Source organism: Bradyrhizobium sp. CB1717 (assembly GCF_029714325.1).
Taxonomy (GTDB): Bacteria; Pseudomonadota; Alphaproteobacteria; order Rhizobiales; family Xanthobacteraceae; genus Bradyrhizobium.
The window spans coordinates 947,420-966,385 of record NZ_CP121666.1; the positions used below are offsets into that span (position 1 = coordinate 947,420).

At 59.5% G+C, this 18,966-nt stretch carries 14 protein-coding genes and 6 pseudogenes; 9 read left to right on the forward strand and 11 right to left on the reverse strand.

Going from position 1 to position 18,966, the window contains the following annotated elements:
- Positions 1-58: 58 nt before the first annotated feature.
- On the reverse strand, positions 59-763 hold the full coding sequence (locus QA649_RS04425) for a PDDEXK nuclease domain-containing protein (protein WP_283023147.1): 705 nt from the start codon (positions 761-763) through the stop codon (positions 59-61).
- Positions 760-1,477 (reverse strand): annotated as a pseudogene (locus QA649_RS04430) (site-specific integrase); the annotation flags it as partial. The gene QA649_RS04425 and the pseudogene QA649_RS04430, both read right to left, overlap by 4 nt.
- Positions 1,478-1,485: 8 nt before the next feature.
- Here QA649_RS04430 and QA649_RS04435 point away from each other — a divergent pair.
- Positions 1,486-1,819, forward strand: a pseudogene (locus QA649_RS04435) (IS110 family transposase); the annotation flags it as partial.
- 100 nt (positions 1,820-1,919) lie between these two features.
- Here QA649_RS04435 and QA649_RS04440 read toward each other — a convergent pair.
- Positions 1,920-2,660: pseudogene (locus QA649_RS04440) on the reverse strand (IS481 family transposase); the annotation flags it as partial.
- Between the two features lie 284 nt (positions 2,661-2,944).
- On the opposite strand from QA649_RS04440, the gene QA649_RS04445 reads away from it, so the two are divergent.
- Entirely contained in the window at positions 2,945-4,426 is a 1,482-nt protein-coding gene (locus tag QA649_RS04445) for an IS1182 family transposase (RefSeq protein WP_283023148.1), read from the forward strand.
- A 387-nt stretch (positions 4,427-4,813) separates the two neighbouring features.
- Here QA649_RS04445 and QA649_RS42890 read toward each other — a convergent pair whose 3' ends face one another.
- The 4 genes and pseudogenes from QA649_RS42890 to QA649_RS04460 all read right to left on the reverse strand — a co-directional run.
- Complete coding sequence (locus QA649_RS42890) at positions 4,814-5,182, reverse strand: group II intron maturase-specific domain-containing protein (RefSeq protein ID WP_349254093.1); 369 nt, start codon at positions 5,180-5,182, stop codon at positions 4,814-4,816.
- A gap of 72 nt (positions 5,183-5,254) precedes the next feature.
- Positions 5,255-6,066 (reverse strand): annotated as a pseudogene (locus QA649_RS42895) (reverse transcriptase domain-containing protein); the annotation flags it as partial.
- 503 nt (positions 6,067-6,569) lie between these two features.
- Complete coding sequence (locus QA649_RS04455; RefSeq protein ID WP_283023149.1) at positions 6,570-7,301, reverse strand: IS3 family transposase; 732 nt, start codon at positions 7,299-7,301, stop codon at positions 6,570-6,572.
- Between the two features lie 432 nt (positions 7,302-7,733).
- Positions 7,734-8,255 (reverse strand): annotated as a pseudogene (locus QA649_RS04460) (IS110 family transposase); the annotation flags it as partial.
- On the opposite strand from QA649_RS04460, the gene QA649_RS04465 reads away from it, so the two are divergent.
- Entirely contained in the window at positions 8,199-8,975 is a 777-nt protein-coding gene (locus QA649_RS04465; protein ID WP_283023150.1) for an IS66 family transposase, read from the forward strand. The pseudogene QA649_RS04460 and the gene QA649_RS04465 sit on opposite strands and share 57 nt — an antisense overlap.
- A 47-nt stretch (positions 8,976-9,022) precedes the next feature.
- Complete coding sequence (locus QA649_RS04470; protein WP_283023151.1) at positions 9,023-9,622, forward strand: UPF0149 family protein; 600 nt, start codon at positions 9,023-9,025, stop codon at positions 9,620-9,622.
- Positions 9,623-10,462: 840 nt separating this feature from the next.
- On the opposite strand, the pseudogene QA649_RS04475 reads toward QA649_RS04470, so the two are convergent.
- Positions 10,463-11,706 (reverse strand): annotated as a pseudogene (locus QA649_RS04475) (IS5 family transposase); the annotation flags it as partial.
- Positions 11,707-11,926: 220 nt separating this feature from the next.
- On the opposite strand from QA649_RS04475, the gene QA649_RS04480 reads away from it, so the two are divergent.
- The 5 genes from QA649_RS04480 to QA649_RS04500 all read left to right on the forward strand — a co-directional run bounded on the left by QA649_RS04480 (position 11,927) and on the right by QA649_RS04500 (position 14,715).
- Positions 11,927-12,205, forward strand: a complete 279-nt coding sequence (locus tag QA649_RS04480) for a hypothetical protein (protein WP_126262122.1) — start codon at positions 11,927-11,929, stop codon at positions 12,203-12,205.
- Between the two features lie 83 nt (positions 12,206-12,288).
- Positions 12,289-12,492, forward strand: coding sequence for a cold-shock protein (locus QA649_RS04485; RefSeq protein WP_104466254.1), 204 nt, complete (start codon positions 12,289-12,291; stop codon positions 12,490-12,492).
- Between the two features lie 1,065 nt (positions 12,493-13,557).
- Positions 13,558-13,776 (forward strand): hypothetical protein, encoded by a 219-nt coding sequence (locus QA649_RS04490; RefSeq protein WP_126262216.1) that lies wholly within the window; start codon positions 13,558-13,560, stop codon positions 13,774-13,776.
- 135 nt (positions 13,777-13,911) lie between these two features.
- Positions 13,912-14,451 (forward strand): hypothetical protein, encoded by a 540-nt coding sequence (locus tag QA649_RS04495; RefSeq protein WP_283023152.1) that lies wholly within the window; start codon positions 13,912-13,914, stop codon positions 14,449-14,451.
- Positions 14,452-14,490: 39 nt separating this feature from the next.
- On the forward strand, positions 14,491-14,715 hold the full coding sequence (locus QA649_RS04500) for a hypothetical protein (protein WP_283023153.1): 225 nt from the start codon (positions 14,491-14,493) through the stop codon (positions 14,713-14,715).
- 423 nt (positions 14,716-15,138) lie between these two features.
- Here QA649_RS04500 and QA649_RS04505 read toward each other — a convergent pair whose 3' ends face one another.
- From QA649_RS04505 to QA649_RS04515, 3 genes are all read right to left on the reverse strand, one after another.
- Positions 15,139-16,494: an IS5 family transposase gene (locus tag QA649_RS04505; RefSeq protein ID WP_283023154.1), complete on the reverse strand. Its 1,356-nt coding sequence runs from the start codon at positions 16,492-16,494 to the stop codon at positions 15,139-15,141.
- 760 nt (positions 16,495-17,254) lie between these two features.
- On the reverse strand, positions 17,255-18,241 hold the full coding sequence (locus QA649_RS04510) for a hypothetical protein (RefSeq protein ID WP_283023155.1): 987 nt from the start codon (positions 18,239-18,241) through the stop codon (positions 17,255-17,257).
- Positions 18,207-18,872 (reverse strand): ParA family protein, encoded by a 666-nt coding sequence (locus QA649_RS04515; RefSeq protein ID WP_126262219.1) that lies wholly within the window; start codon positions 18,870-18,872, stop codon positions 18,207-18,209. Before QA649_RS04515 ends, QA649_RS04510 begins: the two co-directional genes overlap by 35 nt.
- Positions 18,873-18,966: the final 94 nt, after the last annotated feature.

Below are 18,966 nucleotides of genomic sequence, written 5' to 3' on the forward strand. Positions count from 1 at the left end.
CGATCCCTTTGATGCTTCGCAACACCGATGGAATCAGAACTCGCTGATATCACTCAACTTATTTTTCGGTCGGACACTTACCGAGTTCGAGGATCAGCGATCGGAGGTGCTCGATCAGTCCACGTTCGAGGTCGCGCTCGAGCATCTCGGGGCCAAGCGACAGAAAGTCGAAAGTGTAGGGGTCTTTCAGGATCTGCTGGGCGAGTTCTGATTGCTCGGCTGGCAGGGTTCGCGAGAAATTTGTGAGCGCGCTGCCCTGGCGCGCGAACAGGTTGCTATCGATCTGATGGATGAGGACGTTGCGGCTCCATCCGTGTTCGATCGCTTGGCGGGCGCACCAAGCGCGCTCCTCGGGCGCCTTGACTGCATCAAGCAGGCGGACGTTATGGCCCCAAGGCAAAAGTGCAACGACCTGTTGCACAAATCCGCCATCCGGCCACGCCTCCGCGAAGGCGCGCATATACTTCAGGTTTCGGGCCGAGAGCCCGGTCATCTCAGAGAAGGCTCGGCCAAGGTCATCGGCTAAACGATCGATGACCTTGGCACCCCATCCCTCCCGGTCCTGCCGCGCGAGGATATCGCGTCCAATGTTCCAATAGAGCAGGATCAGCTCACGGTTCACCGAGAGACCGGCACGATGCCGCGCCTCCGCAATCTTCCGTTTAAGGTCGCTGACGAACGCCGAATAGCTTTGGGCGTCAATTTCGGTCGTTGGCTTGGCGCCTTTTCGGGAAGACAGGGACTTGGAAGGTCGCTTGCTCATGCGGCCACCTTCAAACGCGTCTTCGCCAGCATGGCGCGCACGAACTTGTTCCACTTTGCCATTCCCGCGCGCTTCTCGGGCATGTAATGCCAGCGATCATAGTTCTTGGAGCTGACGTCTTGGAGCGCATGATTTTGCAGACGATCTCGAATCTCTTTGGACACGCCGGCCTTGCCGGCCAGGGTCTTGAAGGTTCGCCGGAGGTCCCGGTTTGTTGCGTAGGGGATCACGCCGCGGTCCCGCTGGCGCCAAACGAAGCTATAGAGCGTACCGTGGCTCACGGGCTTGGATGGCTCCTTCGCTGAGGGAAAGAACCAGCCGTACTTATTTGGCTTGATCGACTCAATCAATTCAGCAGCGATCGACGGCACTGGAACGGCGTGCGGCTGAAGGTTCTTGGTCTTGGACCAATCGATGATCTTCTCCGGCGCATCCCATTGATCGACATGCAAGCGCGCGATTTCCTCGACGCGTTGACCGGTCAGCATGATCAGCTGCACAGCGCGAGGATAGGAGGGATGAACCGGCGTATCGGGGCATTCCAGCCAGCGATAGAGTTGTACAATTCCTCCTCGTTGAGCCAGCGCGTGCCCTGGACTTTGGGTTCGGTCGGAATTTCCGAGGCCGGATTGAATGGGATACGGAAGCGGCGCGGGGATGTGTTCCGATAATCGTTGTCGGATTTCATCCCCAACTATAAGCCGCGTGAATGTAACAGGGCCCGTCGCGGTCAGCATGTCGCAGCCGTCGCGACGGCCCGCAAACTTGCTGTCGTGATCTGGCACCTCCTGGTCAAGGGCGAGAGCTATGCGTGGGCGCGTCCCTTGCTCCACGCAAAAAAGCTTCGCGATCTCGAACTCAAGGCCGGCCACAAGGCCACACGCGGCCAGAAGGGGCCGGCGCAGGCCGGCGCATGCTTACAACATCAAGAGTTTGCGTGAGGAGGAGCGCCGCTGGGTCGAGCAGGCCGAAACGGCTTATGCGCGCTTCGTGACAGGCTGGAATCCGCGCGGACCGAAGAGAGTACGTGCGGGCGCCGCAACTGAGGAACGATGATGATGGCTGTGCGGCAAGGCTCTCACCTCTCGCCCCCTGCTCTTCGCCACGCGGTCGCCCGCACGCCGGGAGAGAATAACCCAAATCCACGAAGAAAGGGCTTGTCGATCACATCAGTGGTCCAGGGATGCTTGATCTTAGTCAGCCGATGTTCGATCCCGTTCTCCCGGCAGCGCATGTCGAACATATGCGTGGCGTATCTTGCTGTCGGGCCGTCCGCATAGCGCGGTGGGAAGGTGAACTGGATCCCATTGTCGGTGAGAACCGTGTGGATCTTGTAGGGGACGGCCGCAATAAGAGCTTCGAGGAAGGCCGCGGCCGAGGTCCTTCCCGTCTTCCTGGCCAGTTGCACGAACGCGAACTTGCTGGTGCGATCGATTGCGACGTAGAGGTAGAGCTTGCCTTCGGCGGTCTGGAGCTCGGCGATGTCGATGTGGAAGTAGCCGATCGGATAAGCCTTGAACTTCTTCTTCGAGGGCTTGCCACCCCCGACTTCCGGCAATCGGCTGATGCCGTGACGCTGGAGGCAGCGATGCAGGGATGACCGCGTCAGATGCGGGATGGTCGGCTGCAGCGCATAGAGGCAATCGTCGAGGGGCAGCAGCGTATGCTGCCGGAAAGCAACGATGATCGCCTCCTCCTCGATGGAAAGGACAGTCGACTTGGCTTCCTTGGGGCCAGTCGAACGATCGGTGACAGTCTCGCGCTGCTTCCACTTCGCGACAGTCTTCTGGTTGATTCCGTAGCGCTTGGCGAGACCTCTCAGGCTCTCTTGACTATTTTGTATTGCTCGACGGACTGCCTCCGTCGTGGTGGCGCAGCCGTGTAAAATCTGTCCCATAGCGCTTCCTTCGAATCGTCCGACAAGGATGCACCATCAAAGTCTGGGACTAAACACCCTAGGCGTCGACGCTGCCGATCTCGTCAAGCGAACGACGGCTTATCTGAAATGGACCCGCGGAGCGGGACAGCTTGAACAGGTTTGTTAGTTGGAAACTGACCGCTCCTGATCCGTTTCTATCACGCTGCGAGAAACCCTGTCTGCTGCTGTTGCTGTGGGCATGTGGTCAACGTGTCAGAGACTGGGCAAGAATCCTCGGCGCGCGATGGTGTACGATTCTTCGCATGATGATTCGTGCATTCAAACGCGGTTCATGCCGCGAGCAGACCAGCCTCCTGCCACCGCGTGTCGAGGACTACGTCGACGCGGCCAACCCGGTGCGGGCAATCGACGCCTACGTTGCGAACCTTGATCTGGTTGCACTTGGTTTTCGACACGCTGGGGGCCAGAGCGGAGCGGGACAGCCGCCATATGATCCGGCAGATCTGCTGAAGCTCTATCTCTACGGCTATATCAATCAGATCCGCTCCTCGCGTCGCCTCGAGCGAGAGGCAGGGCGCAATCTGGAACTAATCTGGCTATTGCGCGGGCTCGTTCCGGGCTATCGAACCATAGCCAATTTCCGTAAGGAGAACGGGGCGGCGTTGAAGGCCGCGAACAGAGACTTCGTCTTTCTGGCGCGCTCGCTCGATCTGCTGGGTGGTGAACTCGTGGCCATCGATAGCGCCTTCTTTCGTGGCGATGCGAGCAAAGCGAGCATCACCACGCAGAGGAAGCTGGCGGAGCGCCTCAAGGCGCTCGAATGCGACATAGAAGCCTATGCAAACGCACTAGAGGCGAACGATGCGGCTGAAGCCGCGCAGATGCCCTCGTCGATCGATTGCAAAGACATACGAGACCTACCGACACCCGAAAAGCTGGCGGCACTGATGGCGAGACGAACCCGCACTAAGGCGGATCTCGATCGTCTGGAGGAGAACGGTGAGCTACAATTGTCGCGCACAGACGCCGACGCTCGCCTCCTGACGAAGGGAGGCCACACGGTTGCCGGATATAATGTGCAGCTCGCTGTCGACGAAAAACACAAGCTGATCGTCGCCAGCGAGGTGGTCAATGACGGCAATGACAGTGGCCAATTATATGCGATGGCAGCGGCGGCCAAGGCGGCACTTGGGGTAGCAACACTAACGGCAGTGGCTGATGCCGGATACTACAACGGTGAGACGTTGAAGGCCTGCGAAGCGGATGCGGTCACTGCCTATGTCCCGCCAGCGGAACGGAATCAGCGCCTCGCTGCACAGGGACGTTTTGGTCGTGGTGATTTCCACTATGACGCCGATACCGATGTCTACCACTGTCCGGCAGGAGAACGGCTCAAGCCGATGAATGGTCGCAAACAGGATGCTGCCGGCAAATTACAGATCCGTTATGCGGCCCGCGTTGCTGCTTGTGGCTCCTGCTCTTTGCGCGCGGCCTGCCTGACGGAAAAGGCGAAGCTGCGGATCGTTTACCGCTGGGAGCATGAGGACGTTGTCGAGCGACATCTGGCCCGGATGCGCGATGCCGGCGCAATGATGCGACGCCGTTCCGCCGTGGTCGAGCACCCCTTCGGCACACTTAAGTGCCGCGCTGGATACCGACAATTCTTGCTGCGTGGCTTTGACAAGGTGCGCGGAGAGTGCAGCCTGATGGTGCTGAGCTATAACTTCACCCGGGTACTAAGCATATTCGGCATTCAGGGGTTCATCGCAAGCCTGGCCAAGTAGTCGCGAGGGCCGGCGTGATTCCATATCAAGAGAACGCGGCTGCCATAGACTCGTAGAAGCAGAAGCTGCCCGGCACGGACTGCTATGGCTGCCCAGACTTCGATCCTGTCAGGCTTTGCGAGACGTTCTTGCCCAGTCTCGTCAGCGTTGTCCATCATGTCCACAGCCTTCGCAGCCTGCATCCGTTCGCGCCAGATCGCCATCGGCGCGCGATAGCCGAGTGCCTGATGAAGGCGACGACCGTTATAGAAGGCGATCCAGTTTGCGATTCCTGCCTTGGCCTCGCGACCGTCGGCATAGCCCTTGAGATAGGTGAGTGGCGCGGGGCATTGCAGCCCCGCGCTCTCTCAGAACCGGACGTGAACCTCGCGATTCATCCGGCTCCCGTCATCCAACCGTTGATCCGGCAACCCAGTGAGCGAACAGGCCTGGATTGCGTCGCTTCAGCGATCGCAACCATTCCCATACCGCCAACGTGTGTCCTCGGAACCGTTTGTATTTTCGTGTTGCCCATCGAACGATGTAGGCATCGATCGTGCGCAACTCCTCTTGAAGCTTCGAGGGATAAAACCGCCCGTAGTAGCGCACCCAGCCCGTCAGGACTGGACGGACCCATTTGGCGATTTCCACCAGCTCAAGATCGCTGCGCCGATGCAGCCGCCACCTGCGCACGGTATGCCGCATCCGTTTCCCGGCCTTCTTGCTGACGGCCGGGCTGAATGAGACGAACCGCTCACCGTGTCGATTGTTCGCCATCCTCGGCCGAAAGCTATAGCCGAGGAAGTCAAACGACTGCTCCGGATAAGCGCCGGAGCGATTGGCATCTTTGCAATACACGATCTTGGTCTTTTCCGGATGCAGCCGTAGCCCGCATTCCGCAAACCTCGTTTCGAGCGCCCGACACAAGTCACGCGCCTCCGCTTCGCTTCGGCAATGGCCGATGGCATCATCAGCATATCGTTCAAATGGGACACCCGGATATTCTCGGCTCATCCACACATCGAACGCATAATGAAGAAAGAGATTCGCCAACAGCGGGCTGATGACAGCCCCCTGCGGAGTTCCTCTTGTGCGCTTGACCAAGCTTCCATCCGGCATGCTCGCGGGCGCTTCCAGCCACCTTTGCAGGTAGAGCAAGACCCATTTGCAGTCGGTGTGGCGGCGCACGGCCTTCATCAGAAGGCTCCAGTCGATTCGTCGAAGAAGCTCTTGATGTCGAGGTCGAGCACCCAATCGTGGCTCCAGCATCGACGCCGAGCCACAGCCAGTGCATCATGTGCTGATTTCCCTGGCCGATACCCATAGGAATCCATGTGGAACACGGGCTCCAGGATCGGTTCAAGATAACGCTTGACCACCATCTGGGCGATCCTGTCCGAGACCGTTGGTATTCCCAACGGTCGCGTGCTGCCAGCTCCGCCTTTCGGTATGTCAACGCGCCGCACCGGAGGCGGAAAGTAGCTGCCCGAACTCATCCGATTCCAGATCCGATAGAGATTCTTATTCAGATCTCGGTCGAAGTCTTCGATCGACTGCCCGTCAACACCAGCTGCCCCTTGGTTAGCCTTCACTTGCTTATACGCCTCCCACACATCGCGTTTGGCAATACAAAACGGCTTGGCCTTACTCATGCCGATCATCCCCTTTCGGGTTGTCGACCGCGTAAAGCCGGATGACAACGCCCCTTCGGTCCAGTGCCATTACAGCGCCTTCGTCCCTAATACGGGCGTTTCCGCCCCTGTGCTCCGCATCGGTACTCTGCTCCTTGCGGCGACGAGCCGCTTGGAGTCCTCCCTTCACATCGGAGCGACAGGTTCCTGTGTTCCTTGTCAAAGCCTGATCCGAGGTCACGCCGCCTTCATGCCGGACGCCGGTTGGGCAGTCGGCAGGCTCCCCAACCCTTGCTCGCGGGATAGACATCCTGATCCCGGTTTCGACGTCGATAGAACACGTTACGACACGTCATCAGCGGTTTACTTACGTTCGTCTCCTCGGATCTCACCTGACGGAGTTTCCTCCGCCTTTTCCTCCAACGCTCACTACCAGGGCTCTTTACCCTCGCAGCTCGGAGTGGTTTGACGTCTAGCCCTGCAGGTCGACTTCGGAGGGCCATCCTCCATCTCTGACAAAGCTTCGTCAGGCTTCATGCCGAAGCCTGACTTCCACAGCACACGATGTCCTCATGCTTGAGAGACCGCCACAGCCGCTCGATGAAGACATTGTCCATCCAACGACCGCGGCCATCCATTGAGATCTTGATCCCTGCGCCCGCCAACGCGCCGGTGAAGGCCGCACTCGTAAATTGGCTGCCTTGGTCGGTGTTGAAGATCTCCGGCCTGCCATACCGTGCCAGAGCGTCGTCGAGCGCAACGAGGCAGAACGAGGTATCCATTGTATTGGAGATACGCCACGCCAGAACTGCACGGCTCGCCCAGTCGATGATGGCAACGAGATAAAGAAAGCCACGGCCGATGGGCAAATACGTGATGTCGGCCGCCCACACCTGGTTCGGCCGGTCGATCGTCATGTTGCGCAGCAGATAGGGATAGATCTTGTGGCCCGGCGCCGGCTTCGTCGTGTTCGGCTTCGGTCCCAGCGCCGCGATGCCCATCTTGCGCATCAGGCGCTGCACGCGCTTGCGATTGACCTGAAGCCCCTCAGCCTTCAGCATCGCGGTCATTCGCCGCGAACCCAGGAACGGCCAGGCGGTGAACAGCTCGTCGATCCGCCGCATCAGAGCAAGGTCGTTGTCGTTGGCCGGCCGGGGCGGCCGGTAGACGCCAGAGCGCGCGATGCCAAGCAACATGCATTGCCGGCGGATCGACAGCGCCTTATCGGCGCGATCGAGCATTCCTCGACGGTCCGGCGTGCTCATCTTCCGGACCTCCGCACTAAAAAATCGCGCTCGACTGTCAGTTGTCCTATCTTGGCGTGCAGCTTCTCGATCTCGCGTTCGCGAGCGTCCTCGCTCTCCCGCCCGACACCCGCGTCAAAGGCCCGGGCCGCCTGTTCCAGCAGTTGCTTCTTCCAGGCATAGATCTGGTTCGGGTGAACCTCGTAGCGCTGGGCCAAATCGGCCACCGTCGCCTGCTCCCGCACCGCCTCCAGCGCGATCTTTGCCTTCAGTGCCGCGTCGATCTTGCGTCTCGTCTTCTTCGTCATTGCTCACTCCGTCTATCAGACGGAGCGGCCTTTTTCCAACTAAGCCTCTGGTCCCAAAATCGGGGTCCATTTCACTTCTCCAGCTCTGCGATCTGCTCGACAGGGATTCAATATGCTCTAGGAGATCCTGGCAAAGGCCGCGGGCGAGATCGGGCAGGTCGTGATATGTTTCCATCAGCTCCTTCAAACGAGGGATGTGTCTGATACCCTGAGCGACGATCAAGCCGTATTCCATCAGATGTCCGCGTAACGCATTGATCGTCTGCGTTCGCTGCCGAACCAACAGGTCGCGAACCTTGAATGCCATGGAAGAAGCCTGCTTCTCGGCGCTCTTGACGCCGACGAAGCGCATCGTTGGGCGCGACGCGGCTTCGGCGATCGCTTCCGCATCCGCAGCATCGTTCTTCTGGCGCTTGAGGAATGGCTTCACGTAGGAGGGATTGATCAGCCGGACATCGTGACCGAATTTACCGATCTCCCGTCCCCAGTAATGAGCACTGGCGCAGGCCTCCATCGCGACCACACAGATTGGCAAGCTGGCGAAAAACTCGAGCAATCTGCCGCGGTTGAGCTTCTTGCGTAGAACAACCTTCCCGTCTTGCCCCGCGCCGTGGATCTGAAATACGTTTTTTGCCAGATCCAAACCAATGATGCTAATCTCGTTCATGGACGTCCTCCTTACCGAGTCTTAAACACCCGCACTTTGGCACATTTGATGCCGTCGGGGGGCGTCCACTCCATCGGCTATGCGGCCTACGCCTCGCTGGCCGGCGATGCGAAGATGTCGGGCCAGATCCAGCTGGCGTATTGTCTCGTTCACGCGCGCCGCAACTTCGTGAGGGTGCACAAGACGACGAACTCACCCTTCGCCGCGGAGGTCATCGAGCGCATCGCAGCCGTCTACGCGATCGAGGAGAGGATCCGCGGTCTCGGCGCCGGGGAACGCCGCGCGGCGCGACAGGCCGAGACGAAGCCGCTGATGGAGGCGTTGAAGGCTCGTCTGATCGCGGTGAAGGACGGGATCTCCCGCCGCTCGACGCTCATCAAGGCGATCGATTACATGCTCGAACGCTGGCAGGGCCTGACGGCATTCCTGGATGACGGGCGGATCGAGCCGGACAGCAACACGGTCGAGCGATCGATCAGGCCGATTGCGATCGGAAAAAAGAACTCGTTGTTCAGCGGCGACGAAGGCGGGGGCGAGACCTGGGCGGTACTCTCTTCGCTTCTTAACACGGCCAAATTGAATGGCCTCGACCCCGAGGCCTATCTCGTCGACGTTCTCGAACGCATGGTGAGCGGCGCCACGAAGACCAACCAGCTTCATGAACTTCTGGCCTGGAACTGGAAGGCAGCGCGCGAAGCCGAAAAGCGTGCCGTGGCATGACGAAGCGGAAGCAACGGCGAGTAACGCATAAGCCGGTCAAGACGACGATGGCGGACTATGCCATGTCATTCGAGCGGCTCGGGCAATGGATGAGCGAGCGCGCCAGGTCGCCGACGCTTCGGCATCCGCGGGCGACGTCGCTCTCCATGCTCGACGGCGCAGTGGCCGCGGTCGTCGCTGGGCCGGTCTCGATGGCCTCCGAGGAATGGGTGTGCCCGCTCCTCGGCGTCGATCCCGACGCCTTCAATCACGACACCGAGGAGTTCTCGGCGATCGCTGCCACGCTGATGCGCCACAACGCGATCAGCGAGACGCTGTCGACGAGACCGGAGAGCTTCGAGCCGCTGTTCGTGCGATCGCCGGACGGCGACGTCGACCCGCAGCCTTGGTGCATGGGCTTCTACGCCGTCATGAAGCTTCGGCTTCTCGTCTGGTCGCGGCTTCTCTCCCCGAACGGAACCGAACACCTTATGCTGCGGCCGATCCTGGTCCATTGCATCGATGACGCCGGTCGGCCCTTTCTGCCCCCGGCCCGGCGCACACTGGGAACACAACCCATCGTCCAAAACGCCTGGCGCGACATTCCAGCAACCGTCGAGGCCCTGCGGCAGTTCTGGATGCCTATACGCTTCCAGCGTGGCGCGTAGGCCGTCCGCGCCAAGTCCGTGGCCCTCTCGTACCGTTTACGTTCAATCCCGAACTCGGCTGGGAGTCCTGTGAGACCTCCTGGAATAGCCAGTTCTCGGGATGTCGCTAGGCCCGTTTAGCGGCTCAAATTTCATGTATCGACGAGGGTACTGGCCGTGATCGAGAAGGCCAGCCGCAGCAAGGAATCCTGGACTCTTAACTCGATGCGGCGCCGAGCCTTATCGGCGGCCCTACACACGCCCCCGTCTTACTGCGGATGCATCGTCCGCCCGGAACGAAGTGGGGGGATGCGGCTCGTCCGTCGAAGCTTCGCCGCGAGCGGGAACACTTGCATCCAATGGCCGACGAACGGTCGATACGGCCGGAACGAGGACACGCGGAGCAGCTGTAATCAGGAAACTGACTCGCTGTCGATGCGCTGACCTTTGTCATGCTAATGCGCTCGAAGGGCGCGCAGGAGGGGTAACCGCGATTAGACATTTTCGGGTCAAGCCACTTAATCAACAATCGGCGGACAGCATCCGCGACCGCCCCGACATGCACTTTGCCCATCGACCGGCCGCTCAGGCGGCGCTTGCGACCCCGTCAACTATCAACCCTTGCAGTTGATGGAGGTGGCGGAAACGTGGCAATCGTCGTCGATACCCGTCGGGGGCGTCGAATTCGAAACTGGGGTTCAGAAGAATGAAACAATTGCTGGCGGGCTGCCTACTCTATATGAGGCACCCCAGTTTGTAGCCGACGTTGATAAGCTGGGGACTTTGGCGGGTGGCAAGCTTAGCGATGCGGATCATGAGTAGCATGTCGAACACGATTTAGTCGACCGTGAAGAACGTTGATCATGAGGTCTGTTGACGGGATGACCAGGCGCCGGCGAACAGGAAGGCGCAGCAGATCCGGACAAACAAAGTCGTGAGCCAGAGGATCAGAAGCCGGAAGTTGTAGCCCGCGGCGGCAAGGACCGCGTTGGGGGCGTCGCCGCGGGTGCCGGCGAGATGATTTCGGTTCATCCGGTGCTCATTCTTGAGATGGCCTATCACCGGTTCGACCGCGGATCGGCGTCGGAAGGCGCGTTTGATTGCTGCGGTCACGCCACGCTTCTGGCCGGCGACATAGACCTTGAAGATCTTGTCTTTCGGCGCGTTGTGACCGCGATAGCCAGCATCGGCAACGATCCTGGTCAGGCAAGCGCCGACGCTGGCCTCGATCTCGGGAATGACAGTCGCGAGCGTGTGTCCGTCATACGGATTGCCCGGCAACGCTTTCACATGGGCGACAAACTGGCCGCCCTTGCAGCGATCAACGGGCGTGGCGACACTCACCTTCACGCCGAACTCGTAGGGCTTGTGAGCTTTTCCCTTACCGATGCATTCGACCTCCGGCGCGTGCAACGAATAAATTTTCTTGCCGCGCTGCCGTTGCCGCTGTTCGCGGACCTGCCGGGCCAGCGACAGCGGCAACGCAAAGACGTCCTCCAGCTGCGGCCGATCCGCGATCTTGCGACCAATATCGCGGATCACGCGGCCCAGCATGGTCCTAATCGTGCGCAAGGCGCGGTTCGCCCGATTGAAGTGCTTGGCGTGGGCGTAGCGCTGATGTCGGATCAGTGCGATCTTGCCGACGCGGACGTAGGATTGGCGCAGCTCCGCACCAACCTCTCGCGCGCCCGATGCATCAGTCGAGCATCGGTCGGGAATGCGATCGCCTTCTCCTGCACCGTGGTGTCGACGATGACCTGGGTGAAGTCGGTGGGTTTCGCCGCGCCCAGCCGCACCGCGGCAGAGAGGCTCTCCTGAACCAATACCGCAAGGCGATCCTCGCCCATCCGTTGCCGCCAGCGCGTCAGTGAGGAGCGGTCGAACACCAGCCGGTGCTGGAAGAACTCTTCGCCGCAAAGCAGCTGATAGTAGGGATTTTCGACCCAGCGCTCGCACAACCCTTCGTCCGAGAGGTCGTGCATGTGCTTGAGGATGGCGAGCCCAACCATCAAGCGGGTCGGCAATGGCGGCCTGCCGGGATCATCGTCATAGACCGCGCCGAACCGGTCTTCGAGGAACCGCCAGTCGATCGAGCCCGACAGTCGCCGACGAATATGCGAAACACGTCAGCGGGATTTCCAATGCTACAGCGAAGGAAGCTGCGGCTAAGGAGAAAGTCGAAAAGCTGGAAGGGGACATAACCGCGTCACAGTATCCGCCGCTTCGAACGACAACGGGTCGCCCTATACATACACCAGCGCGACAGTCGGCAGGCCAGGGCGTCCGCAGGCACCCAGATATCGGTTGTGTTCGGCTTGGCTGAAGATGGAAACGCAGATTTCATATGCTTCCCGCATTGGTCTCGTTGCCAATAGCGCAGCGGCGGTTTCCGGCATCGGGATGGATGCGACGAACGCATTCATCGGCCAAGGAGTTCTTGCGGGTGGGCCGAACACAACGCAGGTTGGTGGAACGGCCGCCTATTCCGCTCCGCCTTTGCTTGGCTTCCACGTGTTCTCGGCCAACGAGCAGGGAGACAGTACCAACGCAAACAACATCAATGTGGCCAGCCAGAATGCATTCAGCGTTCTAGCGAGGATGTAGCGTTGGTGCGAGCGCGACGCGACAAGCCATTCTTTTGTCGGAGTCGCGCACTACTTTTCATTTTTAAAACATGGAGAAGTTAGGTGGCAATTGGGACAGTGAAGTGGTTCAACCCGACAAAGGGGTATGGGTTCATTCAACCGGATTCGGGCGGCAATGACGTCTTTGTCCACATCTCCGCGGTTGAGAAGGCTGGTTTTACTTCGCTCGCAGAGGGCGCAAAAGTCAGCTTCGACATCGTGAAAAATCGCGGAAAAGACTCGGCGGAAAATCTACGAATCGAGTGATGCACCACCCATTGTGTTGCTCAACAGAAAGGCCGCAGTGGTACGCCGCTGCGGGCGGCCGAGGAGATCGATCGGAATTGGCCGATGGATAAGGCGCTATTGTTCGCGTGGGCGTTCGGGCTTGCAGCCTTGGTACTGTTCGTGGCGCTATACCTGCCCTGGCAGTGAGTTGGCGACTCGCGACGGCGCTGCCTGCGATCCGAGACTGATTGCCAAGCCACGTGAGGCTACGACCAGTCCTGGTAGTTGTGCCACGCCCATTTCCGATAGATGTATCCCATCGTCAGATTCTTTCGCCGCTGAGGCTGGCCCCGAAGTTGGCGGCACGTGGCAGGGACAGCGCTTCATCGGTGTGGCGGTGCCGAGTCACGTTGCCGCTAACTTCACCGGCGGCGCGGGTGTGGCAGGGATAGCGTCGTTGCGCATTTCCGGCGCCGAGTCGCGCCCGCGCTGCTTACGGTGTGCGGGTTAGTCATAAAAGGCACGGGGTGCGCTCGCGATAGCTGACGAAAGGCTGACGGACTGTCCTGCTTCAATCACGACCGACAGGCTGACCGCGGACTCCAAGATTACTCTCCCATCGTGTCCCCGAGTGAGGTGCCCCAGCGCGGGCAGCATGCCGGGGCGAGACGTTGGGCTAGCCAGAAATCGAGCCACGACTCGATCATTATGACCGTGAAAATGTAGAGCAGCATCACGCACCGCTCAAAATCGCAGCGCGTTGCAAATCTGCCCAACACTCCGTGTAGCGGCGGTAGGATACTCGTTCGCGCTTTGAGGTGCAGTCCAAGCACACGCGAGAAAACGGCAGTTGCCAGTCGCGCATAAGAAACTCTCACGTCCTGAAAAACGACTAAGTTACTATCGCAACCAAGGGCTGTCCACCGGAAAGAAAGCAGCTTCGCTCTCCGTAATTGTCCGGTGGTTAGCTAAAGTGCGCGAGGTATATCGCTATGGTTGAGTGGGGCGGTGCTGCCGGTGTCGCTGCACAACGATCCTGTCATTTTGGACAGGTGCGTCCCGCTCTAATATGAGCGCATGATCGCCGCGGTGGAGGGCCTTCATATGCAGCGCTATTATTTTCCGATGATCCACAACGGTCGCCTTCAGCCGGACGGCGAGGGTGAGATGTTCGGCTCGGCAGATCTCGCGAGTCAGTATGGCGCCAGCGTTGCTCGGGATATCGGCGGCGATCCTGACTACGATCGCGTTAGCGAAACTGTCGTGCTGGTCTTTGATGGCGAAGGCGCGGAGATCGCGCGGCACGTGGTTCAGGGCGACTGACCTGGTGACGCGCAGCCTTACCTACAAATTCTTGTAGTTGACCAGTGCGTGTTCTCCGGGCTCGAATCGCTATCGAGCGGATCCCTCTGTCAGTTGCGAGCCCCAATCACGACTGCAAGAAAGGAGAGCAGGGCAATGTCTCCACTAAAAGCAATCACCAGTTGGTTGGAAACGCTAGACTTGGACATGCAGCTTGAGGTCGCTGGTTTCGCGGCATTTTTAATGTTTGAGCGGGACGATGTTCTCACGCTAGGTGGATCAGAGCAGCTCGAAGCTCTTCATCAGTGGTTGAACGAGCCGGGCTTACCATCATACGTCGCTGCAGACCGTGCCTTATCCTTTCGAATATGCTTCGGTTGCTTTGTCGATGATAGAATGACGGACGCCGGGTGGAAGCGAACTGAAGAGCTGGTTTGCAAAATTCTTAAAGAAGCGAAGCGCGGCGGGAAGTTCGCGGCTTCGCGCAAGGCGCAAAGGATGCTCGCGCTTCTCCCCGCTCGGAAAGAGAGTTGGGAACGTGTTGTAAGATCCTGGAACGAATTGGCTGCGACTTGTCTAACAAACGAGGCTGTAAGAAGTTGGAGCGCCGCCAGCAAGCGCATTGGCTTGAAGGTTATTCCAAGTAGCGGCGTTCCGATTGTTCCGCTCAGGTCGCCTCATCGAGGCACCGGTTAGTTCTGCCTTAGATTGTGGCCGGATGGATGGGGTGCAGTAATGGAAAATGAACCGGATGATTTCATCGGACGGATTGCCGAGATCGAACTCGACGAGTCGGCTGCTATCATAATTGAGCAGGTGGACGACGAAATCACGCTCGCCATTGCGAGCATTGTCGGCGTTCATTTCCAAGTGACGGCGGATCAGGCGCTTGAGTTGTCTCGGGCCCTTGCTGTGGCTGCAGAGAATGCGGCGAACTTTCGCGCGGCGGCCGACACCTAGCCGTCTGCGCGAGCCGCACCAATCGTGGGGAACAGCGGGCGAAACAAACGAGGCGCCTGAGTAATGGTCATGCGATGATATCCCCCCGCGGAATCCTCAAGGCAGCGCGGGCGGCGAAACCGAAGGTTCCGAAGATGTTGGAATACGCTGGCGTAGCAATGGATTGTTTCGCCTCTCACGGATACGGGTGCCGTACCGTGACGTGAGGCACGAAGAAAGTCGAGTTGACGAGCGATGTTCTGGCTGCGAATGAGGCGAGCAGCATGAGCCGCACGCGCATAGTGCCACACCAGATGGGGGGCGGGACGAAAGCTGGCAGTTAATTCAGACAATCGCGCAACTTTGCTGTCGTCTCAGTCAGCCGTTCACGCTCCTCCGGACAAGCTACAGATCTGGTAGCCAGTCGACCGTGAAGAACGTTGATCATGAGGTCTGTTGACGGGATGACCAGGCGCCGGCGAACAGGAAGGCGCAGCAGATCCGGACAAACAAAGTCGTGAGCCAGAGGATCAGAAGCCGGAAGTTGTAGCCCGCGGCGGCAAGGACCGCGTTGGGGGCGTCGCCGCGGGTGCCGGCGAGATGATTTCGGTTCATCCGGTGCTCATTCTTGAGATGGCCTATCACCGGTTCGACCGCGGATCGGCGTCGGAAGGCGCGTTTGATTGCTGCGGTCACGCCACGCTTCTGGCCGGCGACATAGACCTTGAAGATCTTGTCTTTCGGCGCGTTGTGACCGCGATAGCCAGCATCGGCAACGATCCTGGTCAGGCAAGCGCCGACGCTGGCCTCGATCTCGGGAATGACAGTCGCGAGCGTGTGTCCGTCATACGGATTGCCCGGCAACGCTTTCACATGGGCGACAAACTGGCCGCCCTTGCAGCGATCAACGGGCGTGGCGACACTCACCTTCACGCCGAACTCGTAGGGCTTGTGAGCTTTTCCCTTACCGATGCATTCGACCTCCGGCGCGTGCAACGAATAGATTTTCTTGCCGCGCTGCCGTTGCCGCTGTTCGCGGACCTGCCGGGCCAGCGACAGCGGCAACGCAAAGACGTCCTCCAGCTGCGGCCGATCCGCGATCTTGCGACCAATATCGCGGATCACGCGGCCCAGCATGGTCCTAATCGTGCGCAAGGCGCGGTTCGCCCGATTGAAGTGCTTGGCGTGGGCGTAGCGCTGATGTCGGATCAGTGCGATCTTGCCGACGCGGACGTAGGATTGGCGCAGCTCAACGCCGGTCGCCTTCGCCAACCGCACCAACCTCTCGCGCGCCCGATGCATCAGTCGAGCATCGGTCGGGAATGCGATCGCCTTCTCCTGCACCGTAGTGTCGACGATGACCTGGGTGAAGTCGGTGGGTTTCGCCGCGCCCAGCCGCACCGCGGCAGAGAGGCTCTCCTGAACCAATACCGCAAGGCGATCCTCGCCCATCCGTTGCCGCCAGCGCGTCAGTGAGGAGCGGTCGAACACCAGCCGGTGCTGGAAGAACTCTTCGCCGCAAAGCAGCTGATAGTAGGGATTTTCGACCCAGCGCTCGCACAACCCTTCGTCCGAGAGGTCGTGCATGTGCTTGAGGATGGCGAGCCCAACCATCAAGCGGGTCGGCAATGGCGGCCTGCCGGGATCATCGTCATAGACCGCGCCGAACCGGTCTTCGAGGAACCGCCAGTCGATCGAGCCCGACAGTCTGACCAGCGCATGGTCCGGATCGACGATTTGATCGAGCCTCGCCTTGAACAGATCGTTCTGTCCGCTCTCCCGCCGCGCCTTCGGCCGCATTGCAATTGCCCGTCGTTGATTAGCCCGCCGCGACAGAATCACAGCGATCGCCCAAGAGCAATTTGCAAGAAACTGCGGGCTCACCCGCCGAAATCCTGCGAACAGAACCATGTCTGTTCGCCAAAAATCGATTCTCTCTCAACGGCTTGCGTGTTCTTCACAACCGACTAGCCATGCTGTAACGATTGGATTGCAGGTCGAGGATCGGCGCGTGGCGGCTGTCTGGCGATCATACAGCTCCGCTATCCAAGGTTGAGCGCGGTAGCTGTCGCGCTGGTCTCGATGAAGCGGAAGCTCATGTCCGGGTTCCGGAAAAGATCGCGATCGACTTCCTAAGAAACAGCCGGATCGGAGTCGCCTGGAACTGCCTGTAACTCGAAACCGCGAGTTTTGGTTCGGCGCTGAAGGGTAGCGAGGACACGGCCGCGATGTTGCTGCTCATAGTGATCCGCACCAGGATCTCTGCAGGGCATGCCGTGCCGGAAGGTCTTAAACTGCGATCTTGCGGGCGGTCGCTCAACGCCTTTAACTTACCCATACGTGAGGACAGTCGGCGATAGAATGCACCGAGCGCCGTATCGCTCCGCCCGACGGTTGTTACTGCCAGCCGCAACAGTGCGACTGCCCGACTGGACGATCTCCGTGTGCGCCACGGAACACCTTGCAGCTAGAGACTTGGTAGCCTGGTGCAGGCACAGCCAGGAGGCGAAGTGCTTGGGCCTCGGTCGAAGCGGACGCCAAATGCCCACGCTGCTTAGCTTTACATTTCTGCATCTGAAATGCGGGTCAGCATCCTCACGTGCGGTCCCGCCCGTTTGAAGATCGGCTCCCAAAAGGCATAGGCGTTCTCGACGAAACTCTCGGTTACGGTGAACTTCGTGAGCGCGCCCCGATATGCGGCCTGTCGCCGGCAGCCCTGCCCCTCGACAAGATGCCAGATGAATTGAGCGACCTGGCGTGCGTATGTGCTCGGACGACCTCGGTGGTTGGGTACAATCTCAAGCCGCATGGTCGCGGCGTCACGCGTCTCCGGTTCGGTGATATTAGCAAGCCAGATGAAAATTGATGGATCAATGCTCGCGGCATAGCCGTCCCGCTTGAGCTGCTGATTGATGATGGAGAACGCGCTGGCGGCTTCTCTGAAGCATTCGCTCAGGATGAAGTTCGCCTGATTCTCGAGCTTTCCGCAGCGAAGATCGTCCAGTAATCTGACCGCCTCGTCAGTGAGCCGCCGCATATATCGCGGTTGCGGCTGCTTTGCGCCGTCATTTGGTTCCTCCTGCACGAACAATTCGACCGCATCGGCGTGGAACTCTGTTGCGGCTTCTTTGAGAACGGGCAAAAACTTGCTTTCAAGGCAGGAACCGCCGACGTCTTTCGACGCCGCTTCATTCAGGCTGGCTTTGAGGTTTTCAGAAGCCCTGTCTTGAGAGTCCTCGACAACCTTTACCATCATCTCGGTGGTACTGTCGCAATCTATGAGTTCGTCCTTACGCGGCGCCGCCGCATTCCGAGATTCAAGCACCGCAACGTGAATCGGAGGGGTCGCTTGCCTTGCAAGGATTGTTTGATCAGACGTATTCGCGCCTATGTGCTCCGAGCGCGGATTGGAAGGAGCAATCTCGCCGGACAACACAAACAGGCCATCGTCAACGGCTCGGCTCGCCGCCGCGGTAAGATCCACCAGCGAGCGTCGCGCACAGCGCATCTGCCTAGTACGCCGCTTTTTCGCTTGCGTGTGGCTCATGATCTGATGACCTCTCGACAAGCTTTTTCAAGACCCAGCGCCACAGCTCACGAACTTCCTCCGAGGCTCTTCCCTCTTGTGCAAACTCGGTCACGCCTAATCCTGCCCCAAGCGCGTCCTGGTGGTCGTTGCGCTGTCCGACATAGGGAAGCGCAAGCACCCCGAGCGAATTGAGCGACGTTGCAGCTTCACTCAGGCGACAGCCCCGCGCTGGCGTCTGATTGAGGACGAAAGCAAATCGGCGGTTGAGCCTACGAATAGCAATCAGCGTCGGTATCGCAGCTTCGATGTCGGCCGGACTCGGACGCACCGGGATCAGGCAAAGATCGGCCCTCGCGATGGCGCGCATGGCCAGTGCATTGTTTGTGGCGGCGGTATCGATGACCGTAAGCGAGATCCCCTCAGCTTCAAGGCTGACGAGCGCCCCTTCTATTTCGGCGGGATCGGCGACCCGAACGACCCGCGGATGAGGATGGCCGCGCCGCTCTATCCATTTTGAAATCGTGCCTTGTAGATCCGCGTCGACAATTGCGACGCGCTCCCCGTTCCCCACCGCTGCGACTGCAATTCCGACCGCCAGCGTGCTCTTGCCGCTTCCGCCTTTTTGGGTGACCAGAGCAAGGACGTACATTGCCTACGCGTCCAGACAACAACGACATGAAACGCACGATTCGTCGAAAACAATTAGCTTACCAAGCGGTAACGTGGAACTCACAGCCAAATCA